A 15154-nucleotide genomic window follows, 5' to 3' on the forward strand; every position below is an offset into this window, starting at 1 on the left:
CTTTTGAAAGGAATCTTAATGTCACGGCTACCCTTTTATTTTATTGTCGGCCTATTGCTCGTAGCGGGAATCGCGATGAGCGTACATCGCCACCTGCAGTTTGAAATACCCTGGGTGCCCAATGAACAGCGCCAGGTATGGGAAATTGAGGCCGTCATTACCTTTGATGCTCAAGATGGCCCAGTGGAGGTTGATCTTGCCCTGCCGACCCAGCAGGCTGAGTATCGTATCCTCACCGAAAACACGGCCTCTTCCGGCTATGGGCTAGCTTACCAGGCAGATGAAGCGGGCCGGCGTGCGGAGTGGACGATTCGCGAAGCTGACGGCGAACAACAGCTGTATTATTCCGTGCAAATGCTGGTATCGCCCGAGGCGCAAGCGCCGGTGCAAGCAGCCCCTGAACTGCCTCCTGCGGTTGAGTGGGAAAGTCCTTACGACTCGGCTGCTGAGCAGCTTATCGATGAAGCCTGGGAGCGAAGCGCCAATAATGCCACCTTTGCCCGCGAGTTAATTCGCGATGTAAACGGTGAACGTCAGGATGAAAACGCCCGCCTGCTGCTTGGCGAGATGGATCCTGCACCGCTGGTTGTTCGCCTGCTCAACCAAGCGGAAGTTAAAGCCAGAGGGGTCAGCGGCTTGTTGCTTGACGATGGCCGTCGGCGACAAACGCTGAGCACCTGGATTCAGGTATTCGATGAAAACGACGAAACATGGTCGCTTTTCCATCCGATTACCGGTGTCCAAGGTAAGCCAGACAACCTGTTGCTATGGGAAACCACCGGCGACGCTGTACTCGAGGTACAAGGCGGAACGAATTCCCGGGTCAGTTTCTCGATGATGACCCACTATCAGCCCGCATCCGCGGCAGTACGTAACCACAATTCCAACGATACGCTGCTGAACTTCTCGATTCACAGCCTCCCGTTAGAAGAACAGGCGCTCTTTCAAACTATTCTGCTTATCCCGATCGGGGCACTGGTCGTCGTCTTCCTGCGCGTACTGGTAGGCATCAAAACCTCGGGCACTTTCATGCCCGTGTTGATCGCCCTCGCCTTCATCCAGACCAGTCTGGCAACCGGGCTGATCGGGTTTCTTTTGGTGGTATCAGTTGGTTTGGTTATTCGTAACTATCTGTCCTATTTGAACTTATTATTGGTTGCCAGGGTCTCGGCGGTGATCATTACCGTTATTGCCATCATCTCGGTGTTCTCGGTACTGGCGTACCGAATGGGCTTGAACGCCGGGCTAACCATCACCTTCTTCCCGATGATCATTCTTGCCTGGACGATCGAGCGGATGTCGATTCTGTGGGAAGAGGAAGGTCCCAAACAGGTCTTGATACAGGGCGGGGGCAGCTTGCTGACGGCCGTCATTGCGTTCCTGGCCATGAACAACCCGTGGGTACGCCATATCACCTTTAATTTCCTGGGGGTTCAGTTCATTTTGATGGCGCTGATCCTGCTGTTGGGTAATTACACCGGTTACCGCTTGCTGGAACTACGGCGCTTCAAGCCCATTACCGAGGAAGACAAACCCTCATGAGCTGGCTGAGCAATTGGACATGGCCGACGCGACTGCGTGACAAAGGCATCATTGGCATGAACCGGCGTAACATCCGTTATATCGGTCGTTACAACAACCGGCGTCTTTACCCATTGGTCGATGACAAGCTAAAAACCAAGCTGTTGGCGGAGCAATACGGGATTACCTCTCCGGCGTTAATCGGCACGGTGACGACGCAGTTTGGGGTCAAGCATATCGGCGGAATATTGGCGGGCCACCATGGTTTTGTGATCAAGCCGGCCAAAGGCAGCGGCGGCAAAGGGATTCTGGTTATTGAAAAAATCGACGGGGATGATTTCATCAAACCCAGCGGTGCGCGCCTTTCGATCACCGATGTCGAGCGCCATGTGTCGAATATTCTGTCGGGACTCTACTCGCTTGGCGGCTCACCTGACGTCGCTGTTGTTGAGACGTTGATCAACTTTGATGAAAGCCTGATGGCCTACACCTACGAAGGTGTACCTGATATTCGTGTCATCGTCTTTAAAGGCTATCCCGTTATGGCCATGATGCGGCTTTCTACGGCGGCGTCAGATGGCAAGGCGAACCTGCACCAGGGGGCTGTCGGGGTGGGTCTTAATATGGCAACGGGCGGCGCCCTTCGCGGCGTGCAGTTTGATCGTCCCTGCTATGCTCATCCGGATACCGGGCACGATCTGGCAAGCCTGGTGGTCCCCCAATGGGAAACGCTGCTTAATTTGGCGGCCGGCTGTTTTGAGATGACCGGATTGGGCTACCTGGGAACCGACATGGTGCTCGACCGCGAGCATGGTCCGATGTTACTGGAGCTTAATGCCCGCCCCGGGCTTGCCATCCAGATGACCAACGGTGAAGGACTACGCCGCCGCCTCGACCTTATCGAACGTCAGCCCGATGGCGTGCCTGCCCAGAAGCGTGTGGCGTTTGCGCAGCATCATTTTGCCCGAGTGAGTGAGTTGACTGACTCACCTGACACGCCTCCTGCAAGCGCGTAAACTACTCTTTAGAGCGTGAACTGCGCTTACCATGGTCAACGAGACGTTTATGACACACGCCAATGTGCTATTACAACAGGCCGAGTCCCAATGCCACACGCGGGGCGTGCGCTTTACGCCTATTAGGCGCCGTGTGCTTGAACTGATTGCGCGTCATGGCGGTGGCTTAAAGGCCTACGACCTGCTTGATAAGCTCTCGACAGAGCACGCGGCCGCTCGACCGCCGACGGTTTACCGCGCCCTTGAGTTTCTTATCGAGCAGGGTTTGGTTCATCGCATCGAATCGCAAAATGCCTATGTGGCCTGTGCATGCCCCGAACACGCCCATGGCTTTCAACTGCTTATATGTCGGCAGTGTGGCTATGTGGAGGAACTCCACCTGGATGAAATCAGCGATCAACTGGCCGCTCTCGCCCAGCGTCAAGGCTTCAATGTAGAGCGCCAAACCATTGAATTACAGGGGTTATGCCAGCGCTGCCAACCTCATGACGAGTCGTGAACATGTCCTCAGACAACCCGCTATTCAAAGACCTTGAGTCGGCATCTCCTGCAGATGCCCTCCCCTCAGTCACGACGTTGCTCGATGCCGCCGCGTTTAATACAGACGGTTTGATGCCTGCCATCGCCCAGCAGCACGATACCGGCGAAGTATTGATGATGGCGTGGATGAATCGCGAAGCGTTAGAAGAAACGCTGCAAACGCAGCGGGTATGTTATTACTCGCGCTCGCGAGGCAAGTTGTGGCGTAAAGGTGAGTCTTCCGGCCAACAGCAGCATCTGGTATCAGCGGCCCTCGACTGCGATGGAGACACGCTGCTGCTCCAGGTGGAACAAACGGGACCTGCCTGCCATACCGGGCGGCGGAGTTGCTTTTACCTGTCACTTTCAAATGAAGCCGTGACGGTTAACAGCGAGCCACTTATTGATCCCGCCAAGCTCTACGCCAAGTCATCGTCATGAACCCTTGGCGCACCCTGTTTAATGACGTTCGCTGGCTGGTCGGTCAATGCCTGGTCGTCATGGTGCGCATCTACCAATATACGTTAAGCCCGCTACTCGGCCCGCGCTGTCGCTTTTGGCCCAGCTGTTCGTCCTATGCCATCGAAGCCATCCAGGTCCACGGGCCGTTCAAAGGCAGCTGGATGGCCGTGAAGCGGCTTATGAAATGCCACCCAGGCAGCGATGGCGGCATGGACCCCGTACCCGGCGGGCGCAGCGAAGACTTGTGCCGGGAAGACGAGGAAAACCCTCACACCGATTGTCACCATCACTCCCAGCGTGATTAAGCGCTCTGCCGGGCGACCTGGTAGATGCGCTCCAGCATGGCATGCAGGCCGTTACTACGCGTTGGCGACAGGTGTTTGTCCAGTCCCAGATCCGTCATGAAATGCGGCTCTGTACCGCGCACCTCGGCAGCGGTTCTTTCGCTGTAAATACGCAGCAGTACTGCAATCAATCCCGATACGATCGCCGCATCAGAGGTCGCCTTGAAGATCAGCTTGTCGCCCTGCTCTTCATGGTGCATCCACACGTTCGACTGACACCCCTGAATTTTAAACTCCTCTGTTTTCCACTCGTCTGGAAAAGGGGGTAGCTGTTTGCCCATATCGATGATGTATTGATAACGGTCCATCCAGTTATCAAACATGTCGAACTCTTCGATCAGTTCCTGCTGGGCTAACTCGGCACCGGACGTGCTCATGGTGATTCCTTTGGCGTTGGTGTCACGTAATTTCGCCCATTATAACGTCTCAGCATCGTTTTGAGTGGTTCTCGGTTCAATCTGGTGGCGCTGCTGTTCCTGGTGCCACTCGATGGCTTCGTTGTGCAGATAGCGCGCCGTGGTATCCAGGCGCGAGTGGCGTGCGCTATCGGCCAAATGCCGCAGACTGATGCCTGCCTGGGCCTGATGGGTAATGGACGTATGGCGCAACCAGTGAGGCGTTGCCCGGCGCAGGGCCGCGATATAAGCAGGGTTGCCATTAGCCGCTTCCAGCGCGTTGGCCGCTTCGTTGAACGTCTCACGTATCAGGCGGTAGAGCTGGTTATGACCAATCCCCCGCTTCTTGTCCAGGGCGCGAAGCACCGGCGTATCGTCGTGATGCGCTGGCGTGGTCGTAAGCCCCAGGGTTTGCCGCCATTCGGCCAGGCATTCCAGCATGTCAGCCGGTAGCGGAATCCGGGCAACTTTATTGCCTTTGCCGACGACGGACCACCACCAGCGCCCTTCACTTCGCTCAAAGTCACCCATGCGGGCCTCGGCCATTTCACTCACCCTTGGGGCCAGCAGGTACGCAAAGCCAAAGATAAACCGTCGCCTGGCCATTTCGTAACGGTCGCGTTCGCCCTTCTCCGCTGGCTGGTTAAGCCATTGCCAGAGCCATTCCCATAGTTCGCGTTCCAGGTAGCGCTCAATCCGTGGTGCCTGGTTGTTCAAGCGGCGTGATTTATCGCGCATCAGGCGAAACGGGTTATGGCGCACCCACCCCGCTTCTACGAGCCAGCTGAATAACCCCTGCAGAATAATCAGGCTCTGCCGACGACTGGCCGGTGAAAGTCCACCTCGGAACGGTCGCCATTGTGGGTGATGGCGCGGCCTGGTAGGCCCTACCCACTGCGCGCTTGGCTGTGGGTCGGCAAGGAACTGCTCGAAGTGACGCAGCACGTCACGGTTTACCTGGCCAAGCGTCAACTTCTGGGTTGTCAGCCACAGCAGCAAGCGCTCGGCTTCCCGGCGATAGCATTTCCAGGTTTGCGGGCTTTCCTGGTATTCGGCGAGCCACGCCGCGACCGCCTCCACGTCCGTGTTCGCGGTAATGTGCGGCAACGCCGGCAAGCCACTAAGACTCTCCAGCGGCGATATCGGGTAGGCAATCGTTATATTGTCCCGCGTTACCATTGACGTCTTTTCTCCTCTCTCGCCCTGTTATCTTCCTTCTTCCCTCTTCCCTCTTCCTTCTTTTACTTACTCGAGTCAGTTGCTGACGAATACGCTAAGTCTGGCTTTTATGCTCTATAAATTCAAGATAATACGGGTAATCTTGAATTAATGCATTTTAAGATAAATAAATTACATTTTACGTATTACGTAATATTGCTTAATCAAATCAGACACGTGAAAATAACGACCATCAAAATCCATGAGGAGCCAGCACATGGCGCGCAGTGGCATTCAATACCAGGATGTACAACAGGCCATCGACACACTGCTCGGCCGAGGCGACACGCCTAGCGTTCAGCGCATTCGCGAAGTGCTCGGTACGGGTAGCTTCACCACCATCAGCGAACACTTTCGCCAGTGGCGACTTGATCGCGAACACAACCGCGATGCCCCTCCCCCCAAGGGCGTGCCCGAATCAGTGGTCAGCGCTGCCAGCGAGCTATGGAAGGACGCCATGGAAGCGGCACACGATGCGTTACGCTATTACCGCGAGGAAGCCGACCGACAGGTTGAGGCTGCACAGCTTGAAGCCAGCGAGGCCGACCAGCGGGCCGCCAATGCGGAGCAGCGTGAAAGCGCCCTGGCGGAACATCTGCGTCATACAGAGACGCGTGTCGAGGCGCTTAGCCGAGACCTGGCGGCCAGCCAAGCCGATGAAGCGCAGTGGCGGACACAGGCAAGTGAAGCGCGTGACGAAGTGGCCAAGTGGCAGTCCACCCATGAGCACGCCCAGCAGGAATTGGCTGAGCGTCAGGCACAGCATGCTGATCAACTCAGCCAACAGCAGGCCGAATGGCAGGCGCGCCTGACTCAGGAAGAGCAGCGCCATGAAGCAGCCGAAGACCGGCTGATGAGTCTACTGGATAGCGCCCGGCAGGAGCGCGCACAGGAAGAAAGCGCCTACCAGCAACGGCTGAAGCAGGCTGATAAACGTAACGCGACGCTGGCCGAAGAGGTCAAAGCGCTGGAAAAATCAATCCATCAGTATCAGCTTGAGGCGCATGCCAAGCAGCAAGCTTATCAGCAGCTTCAAACAACGTTTGATGCACTGGAGCAACGCTACCAAGAAGCGGTCAAGAAACTCGAGGATGCAGAATCGGCACTAGCCGAAGAAACGCGACAGCATGATGCTCGCGAAAAGGCCTGGCAGGAGCAGCTTTGGTCAAGGATGGACGCCATGCAGCGGCAATTAACAGATCTGCCAGCGTCAATGACCAAGGGGCAGGAAGGTCAGCGAAAAGATGAAGATTGCCGTGACTAGGGCATGCTTAGCCCGAATACAAAAAAGCCCAGCAAACGCTGGGCATCATAAAGTTGGCGGAGTGCTATCGGTTACCGATAGTAAGCATTGGTGGTGTCCGAATGGTCGGTCACATCACGAATGCCGCCAAGCTCGGGAATACGCTCCATCAACGTTTTCTCGACGCCATCCTTTAGCGTCAGGTCAACGGCCGCACAACCCTGGCAGCCACCGCCGAAGGCCAGCACCGCCATATTTTGCTCGGTCAGTTCGACCAGCTTGACTTCACCGCCGTGAGAGGCCAAGCCAGGGTTGATTTCGCTGTACAGAACATAGTTGACGCGGTCTTCCAGCGGACTGTCCGCGTTGACCTTGGGCATTTTGGCGTTAGGCGCCTTGATGGTCAGTTGGCCACCCATGCGGTCGGCGTTAAAGTCGACCACTGCCTCTTCAAGGAATGCCAGGCTGTTCTTGTCGAGAAACACATTGATTTTCTCGAGCTCAAGCTTTTCGTCAGTCGGCTCTTCTTCGCCCGGGCGGCAATAGGCCAAACACGTTTCGGCGTAAGGGGTGCCCGGCTGGGTGATGAAAATGCGCACAGCGATACCTTCGACGTTTTGCTTGTCCAGCAACTCCGCCAGGTAATCCTGCGCACTGTCTGTAATATCAATACCTTGGGTATCGACGTTGGTTTCGGCTTCTGCTGTCGTGGTCATGAGGGGTGTTTTCCTCCCGTGGCAGTGGCGGAGCCACTTCACATGTCATTTTGTGTCTATGGTAAGCAAAACAACGCGCCGACACAATCCCGACTGTTTTACTAGGCTATTTGCGTTTGCTTCTACGTCTCAACCTCGCCTTCCCAACCCATTAACAAAGCGCCTTTTGTGTATGCCTATGGCATTCATTAGCAATACATTGCTGCCCCGCATGACACCCTTTGTTATCATAGTGCGCCGCTGATTCATTTGAACGGCGACGGCCGACGATAAGAGCCCCTCTTTTGACTGCGACGCTGGAGACTTTCCCCTGCCATGGCTGCTAGTGATTTGATTGCCACCTTAACCCAACGCCTGAATCAACGTATCCATATTCTGGATGGCGGCATGGGGACCATGTTGCAGAATGCCGAGCTGAGCGAGGAGGAATTTCGCGGCCAGCGTTTCAGTGACTGGCCGTCGGACCTGAAAGGCAACAATGATTTACTGGCGCTAACCTGCCCCGACGTGGTGACCCGCATTCACCGCGATTATCTGGAGGCCGGTGCCGATATTATCGAAACCAACACCTTCAACAGCACGCGACTCTCTCAGGCCGACTACGGCATGGAAGACATTGTGCCGGAGCTGAACCGCGAGTCAGCGCGACTGGCTCGGGAAGTGTGTGACGCCGTTGCCGAAGAGACCGGCGTACCGCGGTATGTGGCGGGCGTACTGGGTCCTACTTCGCGAACCGCGTCGCTATCGCCGGATGTCAACGACCCCGCCAAACGTAACGTGACGTTCAATGAGCTGCGCGACAATTACCTCGAAGCGGCTCAGGCGCTCGTCGACGGTGGCGCCGATCTGATCATGATCGAGACCATCTTCGATACGCTGAATGCCAAGGCCGCCATCTACGCTCTTGAGGAATTGTTCGAGTCCCTGGGCAAGCGGCTGCCGGTGATGATTTCAGGCACTATCACCGACGCTTCGGGGCGGACGCTATCGGGGCAAACCACAGAAGCTTTCTGGAACTCCATTCGTCATGCGGAGCCGTTTTCCGTCGGCCTTAACTGTGCGTTGGGGGCTGAAGAGCTGCGCCAGTACGTCGAAGAGCTTTCCACCAAGGCCGATACTTTCGTATCGGCCCACCCCAATGCGGGCCTGCCCAACGAATTCGGCGAATACGACCAAACGCCTGAAGAAATGGCGGCCATTGTCGGCGAGTTCGCGCAGAGCGGTCTGGTCAACATTATTGGCGGCTGTTGCGGGTCGACACCGGAACACATCCGCGCCATTGCCGAAGCCGTTCACGGCTTGGCGCCCCGTGAAGTGCCTGAGCGCTCGGCCGCCTGTCGCTTATCGGGACTGGAACCGTTCAACATCGAAGCCGACTCGCTGTTTGTGAACGTCGGCGAGCGTACCAATGTGACCGGCTCGGCGCGCTTCAAACGGTTGATCGTGGAAGAAGATTTCACCACCGCGCTGGAAGTCGCACTGGAGCAGGTGGAAAACGGCGCTCAGGTCATCGATATCAATATGGATGAGGGCATGCTCGAGTCTCAGGAAGCCATGGTGCGCTTTCTGAACCTGATCGCCGGCGAGCCTGATATCGCCCGCGTGCCGATCATGATCGACTCGTCCAAATGGGAAATCATCGAAGCTGGCCTGCAGTGCGTGCAGGGCAAGGCCGTGGTCAACTCCATTTCACTCAAGGAAGGCGAAGAAGCTTTTCGCGAGCAGGCGACCAAGTGCCGTCGCTACGGGGCCGCCATCGTCGTGATGGCGTTTGACGAAGAAGGCCAGGCTGATACCTTCGCCCGCAAAACCGAGATTTGTCAGCGCGCCTACCGCCTGCTGGTCGATGAAATCGGCTTTCCGGCGGAAGATATTATTTTCGATCCCAATATTTTCGCCATTGCCACGGGGATCGAAGAGCACAACAATTACGCCGTTGACTTCATTGAGGCCTCCCAGTGGATTCGCGAACACCTCCCCCACGCCATGCTTTCCGGGGGTGTATCCAACGTATCGTTCTCGTTCCGGGGTAATAACCCGGTTCGCGAAGCTATCCACTCGGTCTTTCTGTACCACGCCATTCGCGCGGGCCTCACCATGGGGATCGTCAATGCCGGTCAACTGGCCGTTTACGACGACCTGCCTTCTGAGCTGCGCGAAGCAGTTGAAGACGTGGTGCTCAACCGGCGCAGCGACGGTACCGAGCGCCTGCTGGATATCGCCGATAAATATAAAGGCGATGGCAGCGGCGCGGCGAAAAAAGAGGACCTGGAGTGGCGCAGTTGGCCGGTTAACAAGCGCATCGAGCATGCCCTTGTCAAAGGCATTACAGCGCATATCGAAGACGATACCGAACTGGCACGCGCCGAGGCAGAGCGCCCCATCGAAGTCATTGAAGGGCCGTTGATGGACGGCATGAACGTGGTCGGCGACCTGTTTGGTGCGGGCAAGATGTTCCTGCCTCAGGTGGTCAAGTCCGCCCGCGTCATGAAGCAGGCCGTTGCCTATCTGATTCCCTATATCGAGGCCGAAAAAAGCGCAGACACCCAGGCCAAGGGCAAGATTGTCATGGCGACGGTCAAAGGTGACGTCCACGATATCGGCAAGAATATCGTCGGCGTGGTGCTTCAGTGCAACAACTACGAGGTTATTGACCTTGGGGTGATGGTACCCACTGAAAAAATCCTCCAGGCCGCCAAGGACCACAACGCCGACATCATCGGGCTGTCCGGTTTGATCACGCCGTCACTGGATGAAATGGTTCACGTCGCCAAGGAAATGAAGCGTCGCGGCATGGACCTGCCGCTGCTCATCGGTGGTGCAACGACCTCCAAAGCGCATACAGCGGTCAAAATCGAGCCCCAGTATGACCATCCGGTTATTTACGTTACCGATGCCTCCCGGGCTGTCGGGGTGGCTAGCCGACTGCTTACTCCGACCCTAAAGACGGACTATGTCGCCGAAATACGCGAAGAATACGAGAAAGTGCGCGAACGCAATGCCAAGCGTCGCCCCAAAGCCGCCGACCTTGACTACACCCAGGCGCGCAAGCGGCGCTTTCGTACCGACTGGGCTAACTATACACCGGTCAAACCCCACCTGCTGGGGCTGCAAACCTTCGATGACTACCCGCTTGATGAGCTCGTCGAGCGGATCGACTGGACACCCTTCTTCATGAGCTGGCAGCTGGCGGGTAAATACCCCAAGATTCTTGATGACAAGGTGGTCGGTGAAGCTGCCCGGAACCTGTTTGAAGATGCCAAGGTGATGCTGCGCAAGCTGCTTGACGAAAAGCGCGTCCAGGCACGGGGCGTAATTGGCTTCTGGCCAGCCAATACCGTCGACGATGACGTCATTGAAGTCTACGCCGATGAATCGCGTACCGACGTCGTCGAACGACTGCACCATATCCGTCAGCAGACCACCAAAGGGCGCGACGGCATCTGTTACAGCCTGGCGGATTTTATCGCCCCCAAAGACAGTGGCAAAGCCGACTGGATTGGGGGCTTTGCGGTGACCACGGGGCACGGGGTCGATGAACTGGCTAAAGAATATGAAGCGGCGGGCGACGACTACAACGCCATCATGGTTCAGGCTCTGACAGACCGGTTGGCGGAGGCCTTTGCCGAGCGGATGCATGAGCGCGTGCGCAAGGAATTCTGGGGCTACGTGCCCGAGGAGTCGCTCGATAATGACGCCATTATCGCCGAAAAATACCAGGGCATACGCCCTGCCCCCGGCTATCCGGCCTGCCCTGACCACACCGAGAAGGCAACGCTGTTCAGAATGCTCGACGCCACCGCAAATACCGGACTGGCGCTGACCGAAAACTTTGCCATGTGGCCTGCCGCGGCGGTATCAGGGTGGTATTTCTCGCATCCGCAATCCAAGTATTTTTCAACCGGCAAGATTACCCAGGACCAAGTCAAGGTATTGGCTGAGCGTAAACAGATGCCGCTTGAGGAAATGGAGCGCTGGCTGTCACCGGTGCTGTCGTACGACCCGAGCTAACAGTGCCCGGTGTCATGCCGTATGTCGCCCGCCGCCACGGCAAAGTGGTTCGCCTGGCCTGGCCTGTCATGCTGGGCATGCTCTCGCAGAGCATGCTCAATTTGGTCGATGCCGCCCTGGTGGGTCGTTTAGGCGAAACAGCACTGGCGGGTGTTGGGCTTGGCGGTTACGCCATGTTCATGATGACAGCACTGGTGTTCGGCCTGTCCTCCAGCGTTCAATCACAAACTGCCCAGCGCCTGGGCGCGGGTCATTCAGGGCTGTCCCGACCACTGCAGGCGGGTCTGCTGCTCGGTCTGGTCAGTGGTACATTGCTGGCGGTGTTGGCATGGTGGCAGGCGCCTGCGATTATGCAGTGGATGTCGCCAGCGCCGGACTTTCATGGCGTGGCGGTTGACTACTTTCGCTGGCGCGTGCTGTCGCTGGCGGCGATTGCGCTCACCCTGTGCTTTCGTGGTTACTGGAATGGCCGTCAGTACACACGCCTGTATTTGCGTATTATTGTCGCTGTCCACCTGCTTAACGTAGTGCTCAGCGCGGGATTGATTTTTGGCCTTGGCGGTCTTCCCGAACTGGGTGCGAGTGGAGCAGGCGTTGCCACCACGCTGTCGATAGGCGTGGGGCTATTGCTCTGGATAATCGTCACCGCACGCCACAGCAGTGCCCTGACATGGGCCCGGTTACGACCTGACATTCTGGTGCTGCGAACGACTGCCCGGCTGGCGTTGCCCCACTCGGCTCAGCAGCTTTGGTTTGCCGCCGGGTATGCCGTGCTTTTCTGGCTTTTGAGCCAGCTCGGCACAGCGAGTGTTGCCGTGGGGCATGTGCTGATCAATCTTTCGCTGTTGCTGATACTGCCGGGTGTCGGTGTCGGGGTTGCCGCGATGAGCCTGGTGGGTGAAGCCCTGGGTCGGGACGCCGAGCAAGAAGCCCACCGCTGGGGGCTGGATGCGCTCTGGGTTGCTGCGCTGTTGCTGGTGGTACTGGCACTGCCCATGCTGTGGATACCGGACAAACTGCTGGGCCTGTTTTTCAGAGCGCCGGAATTGATTGCGCTTGGTACGCTGCCCCTTCAGTTAACGGGCCTGATGATGGTCATTGACGTCGCCGCGCTGGTACTCGCTCAAGCCCTGATGGGCGCGGGCGCTCAGCGAACCGTTATGCTGTTGACGCTGAGCCTGCAGTGGCTGCTTTTTTTACCGCTAGCCTGGTGGGTCGGCGTCAGTCTCGGCTATGGGCTGCTCGGCATTTGGCTGATGCAGCTGATGTATCGCATCATTAACTCAGCCGCTTTTTTCTGGATATGGCAACGCCGTCGGTGGGCGACGTCGCTAACGTAAATACTGTCTCAAATACGGCTCTAAATGCTATTTTGAGATAAAAAGATAATTATATATTCTTTTGTAGAATATGATGCCCGCGTTATGGTGGCGACACTGATTCGTCCCGTTTCAACGTGACAACTTCGCTTTAGCAGGACCGTGCCCCATGTATCGTTATGATATTCATGACCAAACGCTGGTAGATGAGCGCGTCGCTCAATTTCGCGATCAAATGGATCGCTACCGCGACGGGCGTTTGGGAGAAGAAGAGTTTCGTCCACTGCGTTTGCAGAATGGTCTCTACATCCAGCGTCATGCGCCCATGCTGCGCATTGCGATCCCGTACGGCATGTTGGCTGGCCATCAGTTGCGTGCGCTGGGGGATATTACCCGTCGCTACGACCGTGGTTACGGCCACTTCACCACGCGCCAAAACCTGCAGCTTAACTGGCCTGCCCTGGAAGATGTGCCGGAAATCCTAGGGGATCTGGCTAAAGTCCAGATGCACGCGATCCAGACCAGCGGCAACTGCATTCGCAATACTACCAGCGACCAGTTTGCCGGTATTGCCAACGATGAAGTGGAAGACCCGCGTCCCTGGTGCGAACTGATCCGTCAATGGTCGACGCTACACCCTGAATTTGCCTATCTGCCGCGCAAGTTCAAGATCGCCGTCAGTGGTGCTTCCCAGGACCGCGCAGCCATCCAGGTTCACGATATCGGCCTAAGGCTATGGTACAACGAAGCTGGCGAACTGCGCGTCAGAGTCCTCGCCGGCGGTGGCCTGGGCCGCACGCCGATGATCGGCGACGTGGTACGTGACGACCTGCCCTGGCAGCACCTGCTGACCTATCTGGAAGCGTGTGTACGGGTGTACAACCAGTTCGGGCGTCGCGACAACAAGTTCAAGGCGCGGATCAAGATCCTGGTCAAGGCGCTGGGGATCGAAGAGTACCGTCGTCGCGTCGAGGAAGAGTGGGCGCATTTGAAAGATGGCCCACAGACGCTCAACGCTGCCGCGGTCGAGGCAGCGAAAAGCCACTTTCCTGAGCCTGAACGTCGCCGTGTGGCTGAAAGCGCTGTGGAATATTACGAACGCCTTCGGCAGGAAAACCGAGGCTTTGCTCGCTTCGTGACCAATAACGTGACCGACCACAAGGTCTACGGTTATAAAGCCGTGACGCTATCGCTCAAGCGCCGCGAACACGCCCCTGGCGACGTGACGGCTGATCAAATGGACGCCATCGCCGACCTCGCTGACCGTTACAGTTTCGGTGAAGTCCGCGTTACCCATGAGCAGAACCTGGTACTTTCCGACGTACCGGTAGACGAGCTGGAAGCCCTTTGGCAAGAGCTTGAAGTGCTGGGCATGGCCAACCCGACAGTGGGCACGCTCAACGACATCATCTGCTGCCCGGGCGGCGATTACTGCAGCCTGGCCAATGCGGTGTCGATTCCGATCGCCCAGGCATTGCAGGAGCGCTTTGAAGACCTCGATTTCCTTTACGACCTGGGGCCGCTGGATCTGAACATTTCCGGCTGCATGAACGCCTGTGGTCACCACCACGTGGGCCATATCGGCATTTTGGGCGTCGATAAAAAGGGCGAGGAGTACTACCAGGTATCGATTGGCGGCAACTCGACCGATGATGCTTCATTGGGCAAGATTCTTGGCCCTTCCTTCTTCCGTGAAGATGTCCCCGGTGTTGTCGAAAAAGTGCTGGAAGTCTACGTGGCCCAGCGCCATGAAGATGAACGCTTTCTCGACACCTATCGCCGTATTGGACTGAAACCCTTCAAGGAGCGTGTTTATGCCGCCTAATGACAAACAGGCCGATGCGGTTGAGCTGACGCCGGTTCATGCCGATCACCTGATCGCCAATGGCGAACTGGCGGCGGAAAACGCTTGGTGTGTGTCTTACGACGCTGAGGCACTTCCCGAGCAGCGCCCGGCATTTGTACCGCTGGCGCTCTGGAAAGCTCATCAGGAAGACACCGAACTGGCACCGCTGCTGGCAAGCGACTGTGAACTGACGGCGACCCTGGCCGATGAGATTCGTTCGGCCCCGGCAGTCGCCATTGATTTTCCGGCGTTTACCGACGGCCGTGGCTACAGCCTTGCTCGGCTGTTGCGCGAGCGCTTTGGCTACAATGGCGAAGTGCGCGCGGTTGGCGATGTGCTGGTCGACCAGTTGGAGTACATGCGCCGCTGTGGCTTTACCGCCATGGCGCTTCGTGATGACCAGCATCCCGAGGATGCCCTGCGGGCGCTGAGTTTTTTCAGCGTGCGCTACCAGCCGGATGTCGAAGAACGCCAGGCACTGTTTGAAAAGCGACTTAACGCTGGCCACTAAGTGCATCACCGATCCAGTAAAAGGGGCAGCCAT

General features: G+C 57.0%; 13 protein-coding genes. 10 read left to right on the forward strand and 3 right to left on the reverse strand.

The window, feature by feature from the left end; all coding sequences use genetic code 11:
• Positions 1 to 18 precede the first annotated feature (18 nt).
• The 5 genes from HXW73_RS08795 to yidD are packed head-to-tail and all read left to right on the forward strand — an operon-like array spanning position 19 to position 3823.
• Positions 19 to 1542: an inactive transglutaminase family protein gene (locus tag HXW73_RS08795; protein WP_186255829.1), complete on the forward strand. Its 1524-nt coding sequence runs from the start codon at positions 19 to 21 to the stop codon at positions 1540 to 1542.
• The gene (locus HXW73_RS08800) at positions 1539 to 2537 is read left to right on the forward strand and encodes an alpha-L-glutamate ligase-like protein (RefSeq protein ID WP_186255830.1); all 999 of its coding nucleotides are present in this window, start codon (positions 1539 to 1541) and stop codon (positions 2535 to 2537) included. Before HXW73_RS08795 ends, HXW73_RS08800 begins: the two co-directional genes overlap by 4 nt.
• Before the next feature lie 49 nt (positions 2538 to 2586).
• Entirely contained in the window at positions 2587 to 3036 is a 450-nt protein-coding gene (locus HXW73_RS08805; RefSeq protein ID WP_066320569.1) for a transcriptional repressor, read from the forward strand.
• 2 nt (positions 3037 to 3038) lie between these two features.
• Positions 3039 to 3497 carry a phosphoribosyl-AMP cyclohydrolase gene (hisI, locus tag HXW73_RS08810; RefSeq protein ID WP_186255831.1) on the forward strand — a complete coding sequence of 153 codons (459 nt, stop codon included), beginning with the start codon at positions 3039 to 3041 and terminating at the stop codon, positions 3495 to 3497.
• A complete protein-coding gene (gene yidD / locus HXW73_RS08815; protein WP_186255832.1) occupies positions 3494 to 3823 on the forward strand; it encodes a membrane protein insertion efficiency factor YidD in 330 nt (109 codons plus the stop codon). Before hisI ends, yidD begins: the two co-directional genes overlap by 4 nt.
• Here the strand turns inward: yidD and HXW73_RS08820 are convergent.
• Positions 3820 to 4239, reverse strand: a complete 420-nt coding sequence (locus HXW73_RS08820) for a SufE family protein (RefSeq protein WP_186255833.1) — start codon at positions 4237 to 4239, stop codon at positions 3820 to 3822. The genes yidD and HXW73_RS08820 overlap by 4 nt on opposite strands.
• Positions 4240 to 4278: 39 nt before the next feature.
• A complete protein-coding gene (locus HXW73_RS08825; protein WP_186255834.1) occupies positions 4279 to 5436 on the reverse strand; it encodes a tyrosine-type recombinase/integrase in 1158 nt (385 codons plus the stop codon).
• A gap of 256 nt (positions 5437 to 5692) precedes the next feature.
• Here HXW73_RS08825 and HXW73_RS08830 point away from each other — a divergent pair, with 256 nt between their 5' ends.
• Positions 5693 to 6739, forward strand: coding sequence for a DNA-binding protein (locus tag HXW73_RS08830; protein ID WP_186255835.1), 1047 nt, complete (start codon positions 5693 to 5695; stop codon positions 6737 to 6739).
• A 71-nt stretch (positions 6740 to 6810) separates the two neighbouring features.
• Here the strand turns inward: HXW73_RS08830 and nfuA are convergent, their stop codons facing one another.
• On the reverse strand, positions 6811 to 7434 hold the full coding sequence (gene nfuA, locus HXW73_RS08835) for a Fe-S biogenesis protein NfuA (RefSeq protein ID WP_186255836.1): 624 nt from the start codon (positions 7432 to 7434) through the stop codon (positions 6811 to 6813).
• A 315-nt stretch (positions 7435 to 7749) separates the two neighbouring features.
• On the opposite strand from nfuA, the gene metH reads away from it, so the two are divergent.
• The 4 genes from metH (at position 7750) to HXW73_RS08855 (ending at position 15121) form a co-directional block, all read left to right on the forward strand.
• The gene (gene metH / locus HXW73_RS08840) at positions 7750 to 11445 is read left to right on the forward strand and encodes a methionine synthase (RefSeq protein WP_186255837.1); all 3696 of its coding nucleotides are present in this window, start codon (positions 7750 to 7752) and stop codon (positions 11443 to 11445) included.
• A gap of 14 nt (positions 11446 to 11459) precedes the next feature.
• The gene (locus tag HXW73_RS08845; protein ID WP_186255838.1) at positions 11460 to 12785 is read left to right on the forward strand and encodes an MATE family efflux transporter; all 1326 of its coding nucleotides are present in this window, start codon (positions 11460 to 11462) and stop codon (positions 12783 to 12785) included.
• A gap of 148 nt (positions 12786 to 12933) precedes the next feature.
• Positions 12934 to 14589: a nitrite/sulfite reductase gene (locus HXW73_RS08850; RefSeq protein WP_186255839.1), complete on the forward strand. Its 1656-nt coding sequence runs from the start codon at positions 12934 to 12936 to the stop codon at positions 14587 to 14589.
• Complete coding sequence (locus tag HXW73_RS08855) at positions 14579 to 15121, forward strand: DUF934 domain-containing protein (protein WP_186255840.1); 543 nt, start codon at positions 14579 to 14581, stop codon at positions 15119 to 15121. Before HXW73_RS08850 ends, HXW73_RS08855 begins: the two co-directional genes overlap by 11 nt.
• The last annotated feature ends 33 nt before the right edge of the window (positions 15122 to 15154 follow it).

The organism is Halomonas sp. SH5A2, from assembly GCF_014263395.1.
GTDB lineage: Bacteria > Pseudomonadota > Gammaproteobacteria > Pseudomonadales > Halomonadaceae > Vreelandella.

Excerpts from the sequence above, each read along its gene's own strand:
- HXW73_RS08820 (WP_186255833.1), bottom strand. The coding sequence starts at position 4,239 with ATGAGCACGTCCGGTGCCGAGTTAGCCCAGCAGGAACTGATCGAAGAG.
- nfuA (WP_186255836.1), bottom strand. The coding sequence starts at position 7,434 with ATGACCACGACAGCAGAAGCCGAAACCAACGTCGATACCCAAGGTATT.
- HXW73_RS08805 (WP_066320569.1), top strand. The coding sequence starts at position 2,587 with ATGACACACGCCAATGTGCTATTACAACAGGCCGAGTCCCAATGCCAC.
- HXW73_RS08830 (WP_186255835.1), top strand. The coding sequence starts at position 5,693 with ATGGCGCGCAGTGGCATTCAATACCAGGATGTACAACAGGCCATCGAC.
- HXW73_RS08850 (WP_186255839.1), top strand. The coding sequence starts at position 12,934 with ATGTATCGTTATGATATTCATGACCAAACGCTGGTAGATGAGCGCGTC.
- hisI (WP_186255831.1), top strand. The coding sequence starts at position 3,039 with ATGTCCTCAGACAACCCGCTATTCAAAGACCTTGAGTCGGCATCTCCT.
- yidD (WP_186255832.1), top strand. The coding sequence starts at position 3,494 with ATGAACCCTTGGCGCACCCTGTTTAATGACGTTCGCTGGCTGGTCGGT.
- HXW73_RS08795 (WP_186255829.1), top strand. The coding sequence starts at position 19 with ATGTCACGGCTACCCTTTTATTTTATTGTCGGCCTATTGCTCGTAGCG.
- metH (WP_186255837.1), top strand. The coding sequence starts at position 7,750 with ATGGCTGCTAGTGATTTGATTGCCACCTTAACCCAACGCCTGAATCAA.
- HXW73_RS08800 (WP_186255830.1), top strand. The coding sequence starts at position 1,539 with ATGAGCTGGCTGAGCAATTGGACATGGCCGACGCGACTGCGTGACAAA.
- HXW73_RS08855 (WP_186255840.1), top strand. The coding sequence starts at position 14,579 with ATGCCGCCTAATGACAAACAGGCCGATGCGGTTGAGCTGACGCCGGTT.
- HXW73_RS08825 (WP_186255834.1), bottom strand. The coding sequence starts at position 5,436 with ATGGTAACGCGGGACAATATAACGATTGCCTACCCGATATCGCCGCTG.
- HXW73_RS08845 (WP_186255838.1), top strand. The coding sequence starts at position 11,460 with ATGCCGTATGTCGCCCGCCGCCACGGCAAAGTGGTTCGCCTGGCCTGG.